The organism is Shewanella sp. SM87 (genome assembly GCF_025653705.1).
Classification (GTDB): domain Bacteria; phylum Pseudomonadota; class Gammaproteobacteria; order Enterobacterales; family Shewanellaceae; genus Shewanella; species Shewanella oncorhynchi.
On the sequence record NZ_JAKKSC010000003.1, the window covers coordinates 96566 to 117417 of the forward strand.

6 protein-coding genes are annotated in these 20852 nt (G+C 49.9%); all 6 read right to left on the reverse strand.

Annotation, left to right across the window (positions count from 1 at the left end; translation table 11 throughout):
* The 6 genes from L5M11_RS03425 to L5M11_RS03450 all read right to left on the reverse strand — a co-directional run bounded on the left by L5M11_RS03425 (position 1) and on the right by L5M11_RS03450 (position 20809).
* Positions 1 to 1380 (reverse strand): KAP family NTPase, encoded by a 1380-nt coding sequence (locus L5M11_RS03425; RefSeq protein ID WP_263191368.1) that lies wholly within the window; start codon positions 1378 to 1380, stop codon positions 1 to 3.
* Between the two features lie 396 nt (positions 1381 to 1776).
* Positions 1777 to 3423, reverse strand: coding sequence for an eicosapentaenoate synthase subunit PfaD (gene pfaD, locus L5M11_RS03430; protein WP_263191448.1), 1647 nt, complete (start codon positions 3421 to 3423; stop codon positions 1777 to 1779).
* Positions 3424 to 3547: 124 nt separating this feature from the next.
* Positions 3548 to 9514 carry a beta-ketoacyl synthase N-terminal-like domain-containing protein gene (locus L5M11_RS03435; RefSeq protein ID WP_263191372.1) on the reverse strand — a complete coding sequence of 1989 codons (5967 nt, stop codon included), beginning with the start codon at positions 9512 to 9514 and terminating at the stop codon, positions 3548 to 3550.
* Positions 9511 to 11823 carry a PfaB family protein gene (locus L5M11_RS03440; RefSeq protein ID WP_263191373.1) on the reverse strand — a complete coding sequence of 771 codons (2313 nt, stop codon included), beginning with the start codon at positions 11821 to 11823 and terminating at the stop codon, positions 9511 to 9513. Before L5M11_RS03440 ends, L5M11_RS03435 begins: the two co-directional genes overlap by 4 nt.
* A complete protein-coding gene (locus L5M11_RS03445) occupies positions 11820 to 19943 on the reverse strand; it encodes a type I polyketide synthase (protein ID WP_263191375.1) in 8124 nt (2707 codons plus the stop codon). Before L5M11_RS03445 ends, L5M11_RS03440 begins: the two co-directional genes overlap by 4 nt.
* Positions 19940 to 20809 (reverse strand): transcriptional regulator, encoded by an 870-nt coding sequence (locus L5M11_RS03450; RefSeq protein ID WP_263184697.1) that lies wholly within the window; start codon positions 20807 to 20809, stop codon positions 19940 to 19942. Before L5M11_RS03450 ends, L5M11_RS03445 begins: the two co-directional genes overlap by 4 nt.
* Positions 20810 to 20852 lie beyond the last annotated feature (43 nt).

The window sequence follows — 20852 nt, forward strand, 5'->3', positions numbered from 1 at the left end:
CTATTCGACCTCTACGGGAGTGGCGGCATTATAGGATTGGATAAGGTTATGCAGGTAATCTCCCCAAGCAGGCAGGTCAGCATTGTTTTCTATTAGCAAGCTGGTAAAGCGAAATTCAGTGATTTTATTGGGATGTACAAATGCGCCGCGCGCCTTTGTATTCACATTTGTGAGATTTTTGAAGGCTGACATTTCAGACTCACCGTTAGTAGCAAAGTTAAATACATCAATAATTGACTTAGCGCTAACGCTGAGCATCTCGTATATTTCTCTGTAACTCACATAAGCACTGGCGAGAAACAGCAGGGATTGAGCATGGTATTGATTTTGGTTTTCGCCGCTGGTTTTGCTGATAAAGGCAGCCAAACGATTACAGATCATTTTCAGGCGTCGCGGATTGGCAGGCAGGTAGTTTTGTTGTTCGAGTTCAAGTTTTATTGCCGCAATAATGCCAACATATTTGTTGTGTTCATTTGTCAGTATTTTATTTAGATTATTCGCAACAAAGTCGGCAATATTCTGTTGACTGGCAATGGGCAACCTGTGGGCATCTTGGCAAAGTTTTTCTAGATATTCAGTTGCATCGTGATTCGATACATCTTGTATATTGCCCGTATTTCGTAATTGCGCGTGTTCGAGCTTAAAGCTGGCTTCCAACTGCGCGGGGTCGATGGCAATCACGAAAATACAGTTTTCCAGATTGAGGTAAACCTTGATGCCCTCTAGCAGTTTTTTGGCTGTTGCCGCATCACAGCGATCAAGATCATCGATAAAAATAATACATTTTCTATCTGTCTCACCTATCTTAACTTTGTTTGTCAGTAAGTGATCAATGGCAGTGCGGAGGGCATTATTGATCTGATCGGTCGAGAGTTGGCTGAGTAAATTGTCTCTTTCGTACTTTTCGCCGATGTATGGGATCTTATCCAGGCCAGAAACCATGCCCCCACTTAACATTTTGATCGCGCCATCAAGCACACTAAGCCCCGCTACTGCACTGACATTGAGTATTTTTCCCGTTTGGTCAAAAAGCTTTCTCTTCTGACTGAAGGACTGACGCATAGTATGCATAAGGGCGATAATGGGCTGAGGCTCATGTTGATAGCGCCATGCTTCGAACCATACGCCATGGTAATGCGGGGTAGCATCGTTAGAGGTAGGAACCGCTTCACCCTTTATCGAAGGTGGGTTTTCACCGAATAACTGTGCGTATAACTGCGCTAAAACGCTGGTCTTGCCGCTGCCCCAATAACCTGTAATAGCGATGGTTTTAGGTGCCTGACTCTGACGTATCTCTTCAGCGATACCTTCTACAAAAGTAGTGTAAAGGCCGAAGTCGTCGGTTAAGACGGGCAAGTCGTTTAAGCTTTGATGAGCCATGCGGTATCCATATCCTAGCAGTACATACAATTCGATTAACGAGTCGGTATCTTACGGTGTTTTCCCTTTAGATTCTATTGGCTTGTTAGTCAGGCTTGACCGTATGCGGATGGTCACAGTTAATGCCATTAGTTGCAGGCGAGCGCTATCGCGGCAGTGGCCATCGGGAAAAGGGACTTTTCCGTTGAGCCCCCAGGGATGGGTTCACGGCGTGCCACTAGAGCGACAGTGCTTAGCTGCATTGGCACAAACAAAGCCTATAACTCAAGAGATTAGATTGGCAATAACGTAGGCGCTTCGATTATCGTAGGCGCTTCGATTTAACGAGGTAGAGAAGAAAACTGCATCAAGCAGGGAGTTGAGTCCCTACTTGATGTATCTATTGTTCCGTAGTGCTTAAAAACGATTCAGTGGTTTCCAGCGCTGCAGGCTAACTGGAATGCTCGCACCTTGGGATAACAGCAAGTTAATCCGAGATTGATACGCCGCGCCCACCATTAAATGTTTGGCTAAATCCACCGCATTACGGGCCTTATAGTCATCTAAATAACTGCCTTTGGCCCACGCATTAAATGCGCCGAGCGCTGGGCCTGCCCAAATTTGGTAATCCATTTCGCGGCCGATTTCGCCTGTGTTTGACCAGCGGCTAGACAGACCCAAATACCAGCGGAAAATCAGCGCCATCTTACGTTTGGGGTTATCCAGTGCGCGCTCGATTTGCTTAGGATCGCGCTCGTTAAAGTGGGCGACTGTGCCAGCCCAAATGTCATCGAGTGATGAGCGGAACACTTGCTCTTCGAGTTTTTTACGCTCGTCCGCAGGGATGGCATCAATCGAATCGTAACGGGTGTAGATTTCATAAAGCTTATTGGCGCGCATTGGGAACAAAGTACCGCGCTTAACCACTTGTAATTTCACGCCCATTTCGAACATATCGGCTGCAGGCGCCATAGTCACATCGGCCATTTCTGTGGTGGCGAGTAACTTACGAGTGTGTTCACTCGCGCCCGCTTCGACGCAAGCTTGGTTGATTGAACCTGTGACGATAAACGCCGCGCCCATGTTGAAGGTGGCTAATGCTGCATCGGGAGTGCCGACACCGCCGCCTGCGCCCACACGGATGGGCGTTTTGTATTGATACTTAGCTTGGATTTCATCTTTTAGCGCCAAAATCGTCGGTAAAAGCGTGACTAACGGGCGATTGTCGGTATGACCACCAGAGTCAGCTTCGGCTGTGATGTCGTCCGCCATCGGCACAAGCAATGCCATCGCCATTTGGTCTTGGCTGATAAGGCCGTCACTTACTAATTGCTGGAGGATTTTGGCCGGCGCCGGCTCCATAAACTTAGTCGCGACTTCGGTGCGGCTGATTTTGGCTATGACTTTGTTGCCAATGACGATGTCGCCATGTTCGTCGCGGCTCAAACCCGCCGCGCGGTAATAGACGATTTGCGGCGTTAACCCTAAAAATGCCGAGGCTTCGACCGTGCGCACTTTATGTTTTAAGAACAACTCAACACTGCCGCGCTCTAATGCGGGCTCGCTTGGGCTGTGAATTAAATTAAAGGCGTAAGGACCATTGGGTAGCGCCGCTTGAATGCGAGTAATGGCCGCTTCAACGCGCGATGGGATTAACCCCGCCGCGCCAAACGAACACAAAATACCCGCTTGGCCAAGGGCGATAACCAGTTCTTCCGAGGCAATACCGTTTGCCATAGCGCCGGCGTAGTAAGCGTATTTAACCCCGTGTACGCGGCGAAAATTACTGTCGCCTAAACTTTGGGTGCCAAGGGCGGGCGCAAAGGCGCTGACGGGGTGTGAGCCTAGTGGCGCTTGGCTGTCACTTGTGGTCACTTCGGCTGTTTGCGCTATGCCTAAGCCTTTTTCACTGTGATTGACTAAGTAACAGGCTTGGCTTAAATCTTTGAGTTTTTTGCCTAATGAGTCGATATCAAAGCACAGCTCGGCATCGTTGACTTGCCACGGCCAAGGGCTGAGTTTTTCGTTATTGCTATTGAATTGATCTAGAGTATGGCTAGTCATAGGTGTTCTCATGTTATTTGTGCCGCCCTGTGCGATGTGGATAGCCAAGGCGGCGCAACTATTTGTTATTCGTTATTCGTTATTTGTTATTCGAGATTAGCGTCTTTCTAACAGCGTAAACTCATTAAGCTTCTTCAATACAGATGGCGATATCTTTAACTTCATAAATCCGCAGGCCATCTTTACTCAAGTTGGCATCGCCCATAATGATGCGTTTGCCATTGTCGTCTGTCACGCTGGTAATGTGCACATCCAGCGACATCTGCTTGTTTAATGGGTTAATTTGGCCGCGATATTTCCATTTGATATCCGATAAAATCTGCCCAAATTTAGGATTGTTAAAACCCGCACCAAGGTCTTGGTCAATCGCATAGGTTTGCATCAGCTCGATAATGGCTTCAACCCCTAAGGAGCCTGGCATCACAGGATCTTGATGGAAATGGAATTGGAAGAACCAATCACTCGGGTCAATCGTGCGCTCGGCGTATAAATAGCCAAGGCCCGCTTTACCTCCGGCTTTCACGATTTCGGCCTTGTCGATAAAATTAAGCTGACCGCCCGCTAAACGGTAATGCGGCTGACCTTCTGGCGCGTTAAAGCTGCGATGCTGTTTATCTAACAGATTGATTTGGCTATCGGCGGCTATGCCATTTTGCACATGCCAAGGCTGAGTGATCTTGCCATTATCTATGCCAAGTTGGTTTTTCAGTGCATCGCCCTTGAAGTAACCAAATACCGCTTTACCTTGGTAGAAAGGCTCGCCATCGCAGCTTAGCTCGAAGCTGAAATTTTGGATGATATTGCTGCCAGCGATCACAGTCGATAACAAACGTGAGTCGTTTACGATTGTCTTGCCGCGTAAATCCACATGGCGCAGCAGCTTACCGCTACCGTCCAAGTTGCGGAAAAATAGCTCTTGGCCGGGGAAGCCCAAGGTGGTGCCCATATAACCTGAGATAAAACCGTTTGGCTGCAGTGATATTTCCATCAGCACAGAATAGGGCATCACGGCATGATGGCTGTTTTTATCGTAATACCAAGCACTTGCGGGCACTTCGTATTCAGCGATACACGAAGAGGGCTTTTTCAGCTCGCCGCGCTTGCCGTCAATCGCAATGACGCGGGTGGTCAGCTGTAAATCACCACAGGGCGTGCGCGGTGGAATAAGGCCGCGATAGATACTGAAATCGGGGCCGAAGCAGTTTTCGATGTCGCCAGTGGCAAATTCGAACATGTGGTACGGCGTGAACGGCAGGGTATCGGGCACGCGGTTGGCGTACTTTGAATCCGCTGGCGCAATCGGCGCAGGTACATGCTTAAGCGGCACTACGCCTTTGTTGGTTGGCGCAGTTAAATCTGGCAGCTGGGCCATCAACGGCGCGGCAAACGATGCGGGTGCTGTTGAAACCAGCGTCGCAGCCGAAGCAGCATTTTTAGCAGTATTGTCAGCGGTGCTGGCATCATTATCGGCGAGGTAGCGGGTGCATTCGGCTTCTTCTTTGATCATCACACCAAGGTTTTGGAAATCCACGACCACTTTGCCATTAAGCAAAATATCGATATTCGCCTTAGCATACGGGCGCGGGCTCATACCGATTTCGGTAATTTCCATGCGATAGGTGAGCAGGCCAGATTGCGGCAAGACTTGACCACGACAGCGCACTTTTTGTGATGCGTTTTCGAGCGGTTGGAAACGACCGTTTTTTACACCGAGGTGCATCCCAATATGCAGCATAAAGAATTGCAGTAATTGACCACAACCTTCAGCCATTAATGACCCCGCCATCACTTGGTCGCCCTTGAAATGACATGGGAAATACCAATGGTCGGCTTCGAGCTGCTTATGGCCTTGAACTGAGCCTAAGCCCCACGCGCCGCCATGCACCTCAAGATTGCTGACCTGTTCAATCATCAGGAATTTTTCGGATGCAAAACATAAAGATGGCTGCAAACCGTGTTGGGCTTGATGCGCCGCATGGGCACCGCCAAAACAGCCACCGATATCTGCGCCGAGCAGTTTATGGATTTGGCTGTAATCAAATTGGTTTTGCGCGCAGTTAAGCAGCGGATTAAAGCGCGGCTTATTCGGATTGTTCAAGGCGAGGTTGCGTGCTTTGATTTCGGCTTCGGTGTGAATAACGCCTTTGCCGTCGGCCAGTTCTTTATCGGTGAAGAAGCCGGCACAGCCGCCATCCATTTTCAGGATCAGCTTGTCACCCACGAAACATTCGTAGGAGAAGAAGAACAACAAGGTATCGCCATTGCGGGCAAAGTGATTGATGGAAATGTCGTAGCGCAGGGTGTCGCCACCGCGCGGTAAGTCGCCAAGGAAGGTCAGGGTGCAATCGAGCAGGCGATAAACGCGCTCGCCCTTGTTTTCAAAATCGATACCTAAGTAGCTGATCAGCATCAAGTCGCATTGACCCGATTCAACCGCCACGGCCCAAGGAATTTGGCCATCGACCAAATACGGTGCGTCCACAGGAATGTCGTATTCTGTGGTCATAGTGCAAGGCTGATATTGGTTCATCTGGGCGTTTAATTTCGTTACCCGAGATACCAGCAAATAGTCTGTGGTTGGCAGGCGTACACGACGCGAGTAGCTGTCGATAATGGCGTAATCTTGGCCAAAGACGTTAGCGATATCACCTTCGGCGTACTCGACTAAATCCGCATAATCCCAAATGCAAGGCTTGCTTATCGGTGTTGGCGGCGTGTACTCAGGCACTTTTGCATGATTGGGAAAAAGCACAGGATGTGGAAGAACCGCTGTCGCAGATGCCTGAACAATGGCTTGCTGTTGTACTGGCGCAGCTTGGCCATTGACGGCTAACTCGCTGGCAAGCTGGGCTTTCATCAAGGCATCGGCCAGTTTCAAGCCTTCAGCACGGCTTTGTAAAAAGGCTAAATGCGCCTCACGGGCGAGTTGCTGATTGCTTAAAAATGCCGCGTCTTTTAGCTCTGCTTGAGTGGCGTTTTTATTGGTGCTTAGGGCATTAATTGGCATGCTGCTTAATGTCTCTTTTTGTTGAGCCGTGGTTGGGCTGCTTATTGCAAAGCGACTCGTGTCTTTGCTCGTTATTTGGGCCAAATGTTTGCGTTGGCTGCGCGCTGGCAGTGCTGTCATGGCTTGGGCTTTTTGTTGTATAGCATCAAGGCCTGCGAGCGGCGTATCAAGGATATGCCGATAGATATCGCGGCCACCGAGTGTCACTTGTTTTATTAAGTGTTTTTGCTCAGAAAGCGTTAAATCTTGATCTAGCCTTTGCTGCAAATTGTATGCTTGCGTGGCACTTTGGCTGAGCAGTAACTGCGAGCATTTACCTTGGCTAAACGTCGCTACGAGCGCGTTCTGCTGAGCTTGAGAAGAATGCTTGTTAAGTTGCGCTTGATTTTTAAGCTGCACCTGATTTTTAAGCTGAAGCAGCGCGCTCAAAATACTCGCCATTCCTGCGGCGGCAAAGTTGTGGCCTAGGGTATCAGCAGCTTGGCTGCGCTGGTTCACACTCGGCAACAGGGTATTGAGTACCAACTCTGAATCGGCAATTTGCTCAACTGCAATACTGGTTTCAATCAAGCTAATCTGGCTGCTATTCACCTTGGCTTGGGTTAGCAAGTCATCGCAAATACGTGCTGTGTTGCTATTACCTTGTATGTCACAAATCGCGCCAAATACTTGGCCGCTGATGTGACCATAACTGTCGCCATAGCTGCTATTGGCATTAGCATTGTCAGCGGCATTACTTGGCTGGGTTGCACTTAGTTGCGCTGTCGTGAGTACTAACGCGCCAGCACCTTCACCGACTTTCCAGCCAGTGTCAGTCGCATTAAATGCCACTGGCGATACGGCGTTTTTGAGGATCACTTGCTCTAAACTGCCACTTAAATCGACGGCGGCGATCACTACGGCATCTAAGGATTCTTGGGACAACAGATTTTCGGCCACATCGATACAGCGGGCGACCGATTGCTCCGCCGCCGAAATGGTAAAGGCAGGGCCGTTAAAGTCCCAAAGGGATGCGATACGTGACGCCATGATGTTGCCAATAAAACTGGTGTATTGGTTCAGTTTGGCGGCATCGAGCACACTGTCCATGGCGATCTTTTCAAGGGCAAGATACTCAGCTTGTGTGAGTGTTATCCCTTGTTTTTTAAGGCTGTCGGCCAGTTGCGTGTGCAGATTCACTCGGCCACGGAACTGGTGCAATTCAAGCTCTGTTTCCATCGCCACTAATACAGCAACCTTGCCACCTGGCATTAAGTTAGCATCACGAATCGCTTCATCGGCCACTTTGATCAGCAGCAGTTGCTGGGAGATCAGGCGGTCGTCTTCATTGGGCGGCACTTTAAAGCGCAGGAAGTCAAAATCGAACTGGTCGATATAGGCGCCTTGCGGTACAGCAGGCAAGCCAAAGTTAGCTAAGATCTCAGGATGTTTATCTAAGCCTTTCCAGCGTTTAGCTGGCAGCGGGATAAAGGCATCTTGCTTCGCGCTTATGGTGTTATCCAGCGCATTTATGGAGGATAAAGGCCCGAAGTGCGATGCTAAGCCAATGATATTTAATGGTGTATGTTGATAGCTTACTTGGGCTGTACTCTGCTGATGTTTGCTACTGGTATTTGCCGGTACATAGGATTCCAGCAATAAATGCGCGTTACAGCCGCCAAAACCAAACACGGAAACACCTGCGTGGCGGCGGTCATTGCCAGCTTTATCGGGCCAAGCATGTAATTCTGTTGGCAGATTTTTAGCGCTAAATAAGCCCTTAGGCGAGGATATCGGCGCTGATAAGTTAATACTTGGCGGCAGTCGACCCGAGCGCATGGCAAAAATCATCTTCATGATCCCCGGCATGCCTGCGGCTGTGAGTAAATGGCCTAAGTTGGATTTTGCCGAACCGATCAGCGGCACTGCAGAGCCTGCGAGTTTGTCCTCAAAAAAGCGTTCCATCGAAGCGAGTTCGACCTTATCCCCAAGCGGCGTGCCTGTGGCATGGCATTCAATCACTTCGATATTGGCAGGCAGTGTGTTTGCCGCATTATAGGCGCGCTCGAAGGCTTGTACTTGGCCCTTGCTGTTGGGGCTTAATACAAACTGGCCTTTACCGTCGTTCGACAAACCAATGCCGCTAACGACGGCATAGATGTTATCGCCATCGCGCTCGGCATCTTCTAAGCGTTTTAAGACTAACACCCCAGCGCCTTCTCCGGCGAATAAGCCCTTGCTATTGCTATCAAAGGGCGCCGAGATACCATGATCTGGATAGGCGTGGAAAATCGAGAATCCCATGTTGATAAAGAAGGGATCGGCGCCCGATACTGCGCCCGCAAGCATCATATCTGCCTTGCCTGTTGTTAGGTAATCGCAGGCGAGTTTGAGCGCATAAACCGAACTGGCGCAGGCGGCGTCCAGACTCAACTGAGTGCCACCCAAACCGAGCGCATCGCTGACCAGCTTTGAGGCTGTGTGTGCAACCGCGCCATTGGCGACGTTTAATGCTTGGTTATTGGCATTGAGAGCGTTAACTGAGTTGCCAAAATCAGCCAGCTGAAATGCGCTTTGGTTAAGTTTGTTTTGTAGCGCCTTTTCAACGGTTTGATGATACAGAGGCAAAAATAATTCGTTGGAGCGGGCCGTGGGGAACGACAAGGTTCCCATTACGATACCTGTGCGCGCCAGTACGGCATCGCTTGGTGCAATCCCTGCGTCTTGAAGGGCTTTACGACTGCAATCGAGTGCCCATAAAAAGCTTTCATCTAAACCGTCAAAGGCAGACTCAGGCAGTTGATAGCCCTTGGCATCAAACTCAAAGTGCTGGATGTAGCCGCCCTTATCACAGTAAAAACGGTCAGACTGACCCTGCACACCTTGGTAATCGGCGGGATTGGCATTGAGCTTTTCGCGACTGATTTGGCTGCGAGAGTCTTTTTTATCCAACAGATTTTGCCAGAAGGTTTGTGGATTATCGGCGTCAGGATACTGAGTCGCGAGGCCGACAATCGCAATTTTTGACGCACTTTTTGATGCGCGGTTTGACGCAATGGTAGGCACGGTAGTTTTATCAATAGTAGGGGAATGCTGAGAACTCACAGGGGTTCTCCTTTTGGTGATACTGCTGATGATAAAGGGGCTGCGTTAGCACTTAATGGCTGAATGAGCGGCGTGAGCGACAGCGGTACTCTGTGGCTTATCAGTTGAGCTAAACACTTGAGTAAGCTGGTAATCGCATCGGCACCCTTGGCATTGCAAGCAATGGCGACTGTTGCCTCGTTTACCGTGCTTTGGCCTGCATGGGCATGGCTGATTTTATCTATAAGTGTGCTGGTTTGCCTATCGGCGCCCACTTCGACAAATAGCCTTGCACCTTGCTCAGTGGCATTTTGAATGAGCGCACTAAAGTCGAGTGGCGAACAAAAGGTATCGGCAATCGCGCGGCCAATGCTGTGGCTATCCACGGTTACTGGCGCAGTTTGCGCAGCACTGATAAAGCGAATAGACGAATCTTGCGCCGCCGCTTCCAGCGCCTTAGGTTTTAATGCCTCAGGTTTCAGTGCCTCGGGTTTTAGCGCTTGCGTATAGAAATCTTGTACTTGTCCGTGGACTAACAGGGCAGGTGCGGTATGCATGGCCGTGACGCGATTGGCGGCAATCCCGCGTTTGCCTAATGTGGCAAGCAGGGCTTTACAGCTTGTTTCGCAACCGGCAATGACGCAGGTATCACCTTGGGTGATGGCTAAGTAAGCGCGAGGGAACTCTGGCAATAAAGCCTTGATTTCATGGCTATCGGCGCGCACCACAAAGCTATTCCACACTATGGATTCATTATCCTTAAGCTGCCATGCTCGGCGCACTGCGGTTAGCTCGCCAGAAATGGCATGGTTGAAAATATCGCTATTTTCGGTGGCGTTGATCATCCCGTGGGGCGTTTGCCACACATCTAGGCTGGCCCACATGGCTGCTTCGCCCATTGAGTAACCGAGCGCCATTTTTGGCTTAATATTAAAGACTTGGGTCAACAGTTTAGTGAATAGATAACTGGCGCCCACGCCACTAATCGCTTGTTGGCTTAAGCTCATGTCAGTTGCCGCTTTAACATCTGCCGCATAAATCTGCGATGATTGCAGCATGGCGCTTAAATCGCCTTCACGTTCTAGCTGGTGATACAGCGCGGGGAAATACTCATGCAAGTTATTGAACATATTGGCGTAAACAGTGCCAACGCCGGGGTATACAAAGGTAAGTCCTGCATCCCCTAGCGGCTTAGCGGTGAAACAGCTACCCGCTGGCGTTTTAAAGTGTTGACCATGATGACGAACAGCATCACTTTCAAGCGCCGAAAGCATAGCTTTGGCTTCAAGTTTGAGGTCATCAATCGATGCTGCCATCAAGACTAATGCCAGTGGTGCGTTGGCATCATAGCGTTCAAACCAAGGTTTGAGTTGCTCAGCGCGAAAGTCTGCGTGAAAGCCTACGCCATTTTCCACTGTGTTAACTAGCTGCAATACTTGCGCGATGAGTGAATCAATATTGTTACCACTTATCGGCACAAATAGTCTGTTTTCATCAACAAGGGCTTTGGGTGCGGCAAGTTGTGTGCCTTGGGTCAGCACAATACTTTGGTTTAGATGTCGAGACTCATCCGTTTGATTTGACGTTTTTGCGACAAGATTTAGGCACAACACCCGCGCTTGATGTTGGTCGCTAAACCAATAGCCCGCTTGATGATTTGTGTCGTTTGCCTCTTTAATATCAGTTGCGCCATGAAGCGGCGCTTGTGCTCGCGCAGCGAGGGCGGTTACGCCTTGGCGCAGCGCAACAAAGGCCCCGTTGAGAGTGTTGGCGACGAGTTGATGCTGAACGGTTTGTGCAGGGCTGCGCTTTGCCGCTACTAACGCCGCATTTGCAACAGCCGCTGCATTTGCAACACCTGTAGTTTGATTGCCAGCGGCAAAACCAGCAATAAACGCGTGGGCGTGGAGGCGCAGTTTGGCGGCGCGTAAACCATCAAGCAAATACAGAGACTGAGTCAAAGGCTGGGGCTGATTGCCATCATTGAATTTAAGTTCAACGAGCTTGCCTTGCTCAATGGCTGTTGTTGCTTGGCCTAACAAGGCAGTGAGCGAGCTTTGCTCATACACTGACGGTTTATGCCCTCTTGGTTCATGAGCTGTCGGCTCTTGTGTTGTAGATGGGGCAGCATCTAAAGCGCAAATTTGAACTCTTTCACGTTCCGCAAACGTCTCTAATACTTGGGCTGAGTGAGAGTCAAGATTGACCGCGTCGCCAAGCAACACTGCAATACGCAGTGGCTTGGCAAGCTTTTCAGTCATAGCAGTGTCTGCTATCGACGTTTCAGTTTGGCCGCTATGTAGAGTTGCTAAAGTGTGGGCTAAATTCACTCGACTTTTGCCTCCACGCTTTCAATGGCTTTATTCGCAGCGGTTTGATTAACCGCAACTTTATTGGCTAAGAATGCACCGTTAAGGTTTTTGCTGATGGTGACTTTGGCGTTGTTCATCTCGCAGCTCAAGCGGCCATCTTGATGATAAAGTGCAATATTGGCTTCAAGGGCACGGCCAGAGTGTTTTACCACCTCGAGCACTAGATAACCTGTATCGCCAAAGGCAAACGGCGCATGGGAGATAAACTCACCAATGCTTGATGGCAAACTCGCCGCGCCATATTTGAGTCTCGCCCATACCAGCATCGCCTGCAGCAGCAAATCTTCCGCAAAAGCTTGTGAGCCTTTAGGGGCCAGATTGGGCACAAAACTCCCGCAGTCCGCTAACGCAACATGGGGTAGGTTCACCTTGGCGACTAAGCTCGCATCGTCAAACTTCACCACAGACTCAATACCTTGCAGTCTTGGGCCGTGGAAAAGCGTGCCGTCGCTGTAAAGGTTGCTCGCAGTTGTGATGGCAGAAAGTCCTGACAAGCTATGCGCGTCAAAGGCAGTTGCTTTGCTGTTAGTGGCTAAGTAATCACTAGCCGCGTCATCAACTGCATCATCAATCACTAAGATGGCTTGATATTGCGGACGACCTTCAAAGCTGATTAAGGCACTGAATTGTCCACTCAAGCACTCGTCTGTGTCTTTCGCGGCTTTATCCGTTAACGCAATCGGTGCAAGCTCAAGTTCTAGCGTGATGGGCGCACCGTTTTCTAACGTCATAGCGTCGAAAATAATGCCCTTCAACAGCTTGTAGCTTTGCACTTTGACAGGCTGCTTGAGCACATCAAAGGCGGCTTCACGCATCCACTGAATCGCGCACACAGTCGGTAATACGGGATTACCGTTAATGCAGTGATCTTCAATAAAGATCATTGCCTTAGGGTCCAGTGTGCGCTGCAGTTTTACCGCGCTTATATTTACTGCGCTTGGATTTAAAGCGTTAAGCAAAGCATGCGGACCCGACGAGTCAGTGGTCAGATCCGCTTCAGGCTTTTTTAGATTGCTACCTTCAGTCTCTTGCACTTTATTAGAAGTGTCGTCATGGGGTGCGCTGCCTTGCATGTCAGTACCGACCAGCAATTGTGCGCCTGTGTTGCTCAGCAATTGGCTCGCAAATAACTCAGCACCTGCCTTTAACGGGATCACATAAACACCGCGATCCATAAACATCTTTTTCAGCGCAGGATTCACCATGCCGCCGTCCCACGGACCCCAATCGAAGCTCATTACTTTAGCATTTGGCAGTTGCTGCGCCAGTTGCAGTGCGGCTTTGTTGAGTATGTCGTTGGACATGGCGTAATCGCTTTGGCCAGTATTGCCGTAAAAACCCGCCGCCGAAGAGAATAGGGCAATCAGTTTTAATTTATCTAAATCCAGTGCGGCAAGTAGATTGCTTATACCTGTGACCTTAGTGCCATACACCCGTGCCAACTCATCTAAAGTTTTGTCTTGGATGTGTTTATCAGCGAGTACGCCCGCACCATGGATGATGCCAGTAATCGGCGACAACTCGGTGATCGGCACTATAGTGCTGGCGATCGCATCTGGATTGTTTACATCGAGACTTAAGTACTCGGCGCTCGCGCCCACGGCGGTAAAGGCTTCTAGTGCGGCTGCAATTTCTAGGCTGCTTTGCACTGACCATACTAAGGCATCCACTTGTTTTGGCGTGGGTTTCTCGCCCAAGCTTTGAATGTGGGCAATGGCAGCGGCTTTAAGTTCGCTGTTATTTTTACCCTGTGCCCAAGCGGGAATGGTTTGTTGGCTGCTTCTGCCGGCAAGGATAAAGTGCGCCTTGCTGCGTTTTGCCAGACTCAAGGCACATTCAAAGGTCACGCCTTTTGCGCCGCCAGTCACCAGAATTTTATCTGCACTGGTCAAGTTAGCTGCGCCGTGGCGGGTATCTGCCTTGCCTGCAACTAAGGTCACGCGTGCCAGCGTTTCTGTTGCACCTGCTTCACTCACACCGACTTCTAATAGCTTATCGGTTGCGAATAACTCAGTGATCACCGCATTAGCCAGTTGCTTGGCATCAAGTGCTGGCGCGATATCTAAGGCGCGGCAATGCACGTTCGGCCACTCGTGGCTCAAGGTTTTAGTCAGACCTGCCAATGCCGCTTGGTTTAACTCGCTGCGGGCAATTTGGCTGTGGTTAAGATAACCAAAACCACCGTCGATACGACTGACGCTGATAAAGCTGCTGCCAGTATTGGCGGTTGCTGCTGTTGTTAAAAGCGGTTGTAAGTGCTTGGCGAATAAGAACGCTTGCTCGACCGACACTTTGGCGGCACTGGACAACACTAAACCTTTCGCATCGGCTGAGGTTTTATGTTGTGGTTGCAGATGAATAAAGCCTGCAACTGGACCTAAGTTTTTGATCTCATTAATCACTGCGCTGATGCTGGCATCGTCAATCGCCGCCAATGTGAAGCTGGCAATGTGGCTATTGAGCGGTGATGCACTGGCTACAAGGCTTTCAGGCGAGCGCACAACCGCAACCGTTAAACCTTGAGCATGCAATTTTTCAGCAAGTACGCCAGCATTGTGACCATCATCGCTAATGATAATGCAGGCATCTTTAGCAAAAACGCGTGTTAGAGCTTGTTGCGCTGATTGCTTTGACGATTGCTGTGGCGATAGTTGCGCTAGCTCAGCCGCCGCTGGCAACTTTTTTAGCACTACCTCACTGTGTGGCGGTAAATCGATATTAGGTTCAGGCTGAACGACAGCGCTAACTGGCGCGGCATTCTGGCTTACCGCGTTTTGGCCTAGCTTGCTTTGCATATAGCTAACTATTTCACCTAAGGTGCGACACTCGGCCAGATCTTCAGGATTGAGTTCAGGTAAACTCGGTAGCTCGTCTTGCACTGTGCCTAAAATTTCAACGCGCTTGATGGAATCGATACCTAAATCGGCTTCCATATCCATGCTGAGTTCTAGCATTTCAGTGGGGTAGCCAGTCTTGTCGGCCACTACTGACATGATGGTTTGTTGGACTTTTTCAGCACTTAAGCCGTTATTTATTGTAGCGGTAACAGTGACTTGTGCTGCTGTTGTAGTTGAAGTCGAGCCCATTGCAGGTAGTTTGCTGTTCATGTAGTCAACGATTTCACCTAAGGTGCGACACTCGGCCAGATCTTCAGGATTCAGCTCAGGTAAGCCCGGCAGTTCGTCTTGCACTGTGCCTAAGATTTCAACGCGCTTGATAGAATCGATACCTAGATCAGCTTCCATATCCATGCTCAGTTCCAGCATTTCAGTGGGATAGCCTGTCTTGTCGGCCACCACAGCCATCATGGTTTGTTGCACTAACGCAGCGCTTAAACCGCTGGCGGCATGCGCGGCAGTTGTCACATGAGTTGCTACGATAACTGCGCCCGCTGCAGGCAGCTTGTCATTTTGTGTAAGCTTACTTTGCATGTAGTTAACGATTTCACCCAAAGTACGGCACTCGGCCAAATCTTCTGGGCTGAGCTCAGGTAAACCTGGCAGTTCGTCTTGCACTGTGCCTAGGATTTCAACGCGCTTAATTGAATCGATACCGAGATCGGCTTCCATATCCATGCTGAGCTCCAGCATTTCAGTCGGATAGCCTGTTTTGTCAGCCACCACAGTCATCATAGTTTGCAGCACTAACGCAGCACTTAAACCGCTGGCTGCAGGAGTTGTTGGCGTTGTTGTAGAAACTACAACTTGGCCAGCCGCTGGCAGTTTAGAGTTCATGTAGTCAACGATTTCACCTAAGGTACGACACTCGGCCAGATCTTCTGGGCTGAGTTCAGGTAAGCTGGGCAGTTCGTCTTGCACTGTACCTAAGATTTCAACGCGCTTGATGGAGTCGATACCTAGATCGGCTTCCATATCCATGCTGAGTTCCAGCATTTCAGTGGGGTAGCCTGTCTTGTCGGCCACCACAGCCATCATGGTTTGTTGAACAAGAGCAGCACTTAAGCCGTTAGATGCAGGAGCTGCAATGGTTTGCGCAACTGGCGCAGCTGTCGAAGCAATAGCTCCCGCTGCAGGTAATTTGCTATTCATATAGCTAACGATTTCACCCAAGGTGCGACACTCGGCCAAATCTTCTGGGCTGAGTTCAGGTAAGCCTGGTAGCTCATCTTGCACTGTGCCTAAGATTTCAACGCGTTTAATCGAATCGATACCTAAATCGGCTTCCATATCCATGCTGAGCTCCAGCATTTCAGTCGGATAGCCAGTCTTGTCAGCCACCACAGCCATCATGGTTTGTTGCACTAATGCAGCGCTTAAACCGCTCGTTGCTGTTGCCACAGGTGTCACTTCTGGCATCACTACAGCAGGCATGACTAATGCAGGAGCGGCAGGAGCTGCTGGCGCAACTTGTACTGTCGCAGCAGGCGCATGAGCAACGGGAGCGGTTTGCACAACAGGTGCAACAGGTGTGTTAATTGCTGGTCTCATCGCAACAGCCTGAGCCGCTACTGGTGCGGCATTGTGCGCAACTGTCGATGCAGCAAAAGGTGCTGGAGCCGGCGCAGTTGCTCGTGGCTGACTTGCAACTGCTGGAGTAAAGTTAATCGGCGCATTGTTTAACATCGCCAAGGCCGCTTGGCTGCTACTGCTTTGTAGCTGCATAAATTCGGTGTGGCTTTGCAGGGTTTGCGCTTGATGCTGGTGGAACATTTCCATCGAGCGTTGCAGGCTTTCAGGGATTGCAATGCCAAGGCTTGCCATCTTGGCTTGTTCAGTCATCAGTGTCGTGAAGGTATCGCCGTATTGCTGCGGGATAGCTAAAAACTGTTGATGCAACTGCGCCGCTTGAGATTGTGCGCTGAAAAATGCCGTTAATGCATCGCCGCTGACGCTTGGGTTCAATTGCGCCGTCGCTTGTTGCTGGTGATTGTTTAAGCCTTGCGTCACGCTTGAGGATCTTTGTTTCATTTCAACAGTTGCCACTTGATTCGCTTCCACTTCTATTATTTTTTCAACAACTTTTTCGACGATGACTTCTTTCTCAACGATTTTTTCGACTTCTCTTTCGACAACCGTTTCAACGATGCGATCCACATATTGCACTTGGCTAGTCACGCTGCCTGTGGCGAGGGATTTAGCCATCTTAGCTTTGGTTGCAGCACTAATATGGTTAGTGGCAGTGAGTTTGATGTTCATCGCTGATGGCGCTTCACGTTCGGCAATTTCTTGTGACGTGACGGCTTGATAGGGGTCAACCTCAGTTAACGCCACGCCGGCTACGGCTAATTGCACTGCGGCTAAGCGTAATTGACTGTCACTGTCGCCCTTAGGATTCGGGTTCATGCTGACAAGGCAAAGCTCATTTAAGTGTTCACCTAAGGTATTTTCAACTAACTTTTGCAGTATGTTCTTAGGGCCAAACTCAACAAACACACGGGCGCCAGCGTCATACATGGCCTGCAGTTGTTCGCTAAAGCGAACCGATTGCACCATGTGTTGTTTGAATTCTGCTTTAATGGCTTTGCCATCGCTTGGGTGCAATTGACCCGTACCGTTGGCATAAAGTGCGACTGAAGGCGCGCTGAATTTAGCTTTATCAATGGCTTTGGCAAATGGCTTTTGTGCGTGTCCAACCAATGGGGTATGGAACGCGCCTGAGACAGGCAGGGCAATCGCTTTAAAGCCCAGTTCACTAATGGCTTTCGCGGCCAGCTGAGTTTGCTCTGTGCCACCTGCGATGACTAATTGCGTCGGCGCGTTGTAGTTGGCAATTTTAACGCCATCAAACTGAGCTAAACAGCTATTGATCGCATCGATATCATTCTTTTGCTTAAGAATAATCGCGAACATGGTTCCTAAATCAACTTGAGTCCCAGTATCGCTCGGCACTTGCGCCATGGCATGTCCGCGGGCGAAGGCCAGTTCGACGTAATCTTCATTGGAAATCACGCCTGCCGCGCAAAGGGCTGACAGTTCACCAAAGCTGTGACCTGCCACCATATCGGGGGCAAAACCCGCTTGAGTTAATAGCGAATATTGCGCCATTGAAATTGCGCCAATGGCGCTTTGGGCGAACAGGGTATTGGTCAGCGCCGCTTCTTGGGCTTTCACCGCATCGGCATCGAATGCCGGAATAGGGTAAAGGATGTTCGATAACGGCGTTTGGTCGTGGTGAGCAAATACCTTATCGCTGGCCATCACTTGTTGGCGCATTTCAGGGAAATGGCAGGCGAGTTCGCGGCCCATGTTGAGGTACTGTGAACCTTGACCGGCAAACAGGGCGGCTACTTTCTTTGATTCATTCTTAGCCACTAAGGCATGAGAGCGGTAGCTGATACCAGAAGGTAATTGCCACACTTCAATTGCATTGGTTTCTAAATGCGCAATCGATTGATTTAACTGAGCTTGCAGCTGTGCGATATCCTTAGCCACAAAACCTAAACGGGCATCTGTGCTTGTCAGTGTGCGTAATGGATATTGCTGAGCGATAGCGTTCAGGCTCGCAGCGCTGCTCTTATTCGCGTTTGCGCTTGTGTTCACGCTTTGGCTCAGCGCAGCTTTTAACTCGCTAAGCAGCGCGGCTTTATTGGCTGCGGCAAACAATAGTGTCTGCGGCACACTGCGCTGACGATATTGCTCATCGCGGCTGTGCTCAGGTTTGTATTCTTCTAATACGAGATGGAAGTTCGTGCCGCCAAAACCAAAGGAGCTTACACCTGCACGGCGCGGCGTTGCATCGGCGCGCTGGAACCATGGGCGAGTTTCGGTATTTAAATAGAATGGTGAGCTTTCGATATTCAGTTTTGGATTAGGCTTGCTAACGTTAATGGTCGCAGGCAATACCTTGTGGTGCAGCGCTAGCGCGGCTTTGATCACCCCAGCAGTGCCTGCTGTGGATTTAGTGTGGCCCACTTGGGATTTCACTGAACCTAACGCGATATGTTGATTTGTGTCGTTGCCTTGGGCAAATACTGATTTTAAGCCATTAAATTCAGCCACATCACCTGCGGCAGTACCCGTGCCATGGGCTTCAACTAAGCCAATGCTGTGCGGGGCAAAACCTGCATCGTCGTAAGCGCGTTCGAGAGCTTTAGCTTGGCCCTCAGGGCGCGGCGCATAAATACTCTTAAACTTACCATCCGATGAGGCGCCAACGCCTTTGATGACGGCATAAATTCGGTCACCATCGCGTTCGGCATCTTCAAGGCGTTTAAGCGCGACCATGCCGATACCTTCGCCGATCATCATGCCTTTTGAATCGATATCAAAGGGTTGAATGGTTTCATTGGTGGTGAAGGCTGGCGTTTTTGAGAAGCTCATGTACATGGACGGCGAGTTATCGGTACAGACACCGCCGGTGATCATCATGTCGCTGCGACCTTCGGTCAGTTCCGTCAACGCCATACGCATAGCAGCGAGCGAGCCCGCACAGGCTGCATCGACAACACAGTTCATGCCGCCAAAATCAAAACGGTTGGCGATACGGCCTGCAATCACGTTGCCTAAGGACCCTGGGAAAGAGTTTTCTTCCCAGTGGATATATTGGTCTTGGAACTTTTTGATCAGCATTTCGCTGTCTTCATCGCTCAGGCCACTGCTTTTGAATACTTTTTTAAGCACTGGATATTGCAGGCGCGAGTTCAAGCTCTGACTGATTTTTTGACCACCGCCCACGCCTAGGGTGATACCGATACGATCGCGGTCGTAATCGGCGGGCAGATTGGCGTCGGCGAGCACTTCTTTGGCGACAATCAGCGACAGCAGTTGCGAGGTATCTGTTAGCTCAAGAATATTGGGCGGCAGACCAAATTCCATTGGATTGAAGTCGACTTCTGGTAAAAAACCACCGCGTTTACAGTAGCTTTTATCGGCTTTGCTTTTGTCGGCATCGTAGTAATCTTCGGCGCGCCAATGGGTATCTGGGATGTCAGTAATGGCATCGATTTTTTCGCTGATCAAATCCCAAAATTTATTTAAATAACGCGAGTTGGCGAAGATGCTGGCCATGCCGACGATGGCAACGGGCATATCTTTCAAACGTTTGTTGAGTCGTTTATCTTTTTTTGACTCAGCTTTTGAGTTAGTCGCAGAATTAGGTACAGAAGGGGTATGGCTCATAAAGAGTCTCCACGGGTCGACCTGGATACGGTGACCTTGTTTTGGGATTTAGCCGCGTTTGTCTTTGGCGTGCCATGGGCACCGGGAAAACGGGCTAAGAAGGTGTGATAGTTGCGAACGAGCAACTTTCGTAAATGAAACGGCCCATGTCTGAGGACATAGGCGATATATCTATTGGTCGCTTGGGTATTGCTGTCTTGATAAATATCGAGGTAAATCCAATCACTTGCCGTGTCTACGCCTAATAGTACTGAGCTTGGCGCTTGCTCAGTGAGCTGCGGCGGTATGGTGAGTGACACCACTTGCACCACAGTATTGCCGTCGGTACTCGGCAATGCGAGGGCTTTGGCCAAGGTTTCTGGATTGACCGTATAGGTTTGGATATCGCTGCCTTGCGTCACAGGCAATTGATTAAAATAGCGTTCGGGGACTTGCGGTGCTTCAAATTCATCGAGCCGCGATATGCCGTAGCGCTTTAAGCAACGGGCAAGGCCGGAGCGCGACACATTGGGATTAATAAAGGTTTGGGTAACCTGAAGTAATCTATCTAAGGTGAGTTTGAGTTGATAGCGTAATCCCACCACCACATATTCTTCCATCGGCGTGAGCGTGGTATTGAGGTGGTGAGGCGTGTTCGAACTGTTGCTAATGGACTCACGCTTCCGCCATTTACGCACCGTTGCCTCGGTGATATTTAAAATTTTTGCCAGCTGGCTGACGCTCAGATCCGATTGCTGGATAAAGAGTCGCATTTCAGGCGTGGTGGTGGCGTTGCGATGCCGAGGTGCGCTGTCTTTTTTCGCCGCTTGAGTCGTGCTCTTGGGGGCGTAAGACGGCGCTTTAGATTGAGAGTCGCGAGCTGCCATTAATAATAATTATCATCCGACATAATCTATTGGGACTGAGAAG

What these genes read in the sequence shown, in the direction of transcription:
- L5M11_RS03450 (WP_263184697.1), bottom strand. Translation starts at nt 20,809, where the DNA reads ATGGCAGCTCGCGACTCTCAATCTAAAGCGCCGTCTTACGCCCCCAAG.
- L5M11_RS03425 (WP_263191368.1), bottom strand. Translation starts at nt 1,380, where the DNA reads ATGGCTCATCAAAGCTTAAACGACTTGCCCGTCTTAACCGACGACTTC.
- pfaD (WP_263191448.1), bottom strand. Translation starts at nt 3,423, where the DNA reads ATGACTAGCCATACTCTAGATCAATTCAATAGCAATAACGAAAAACTC.
- L5M11_RS03445 (WP_263191375.1), bottom strand. Translation starts at nt 19,943, where the DNA reads ATGAGCCATACCCCTTCTGTACCTAATTCTGCGACTAACTCAAAAGCT.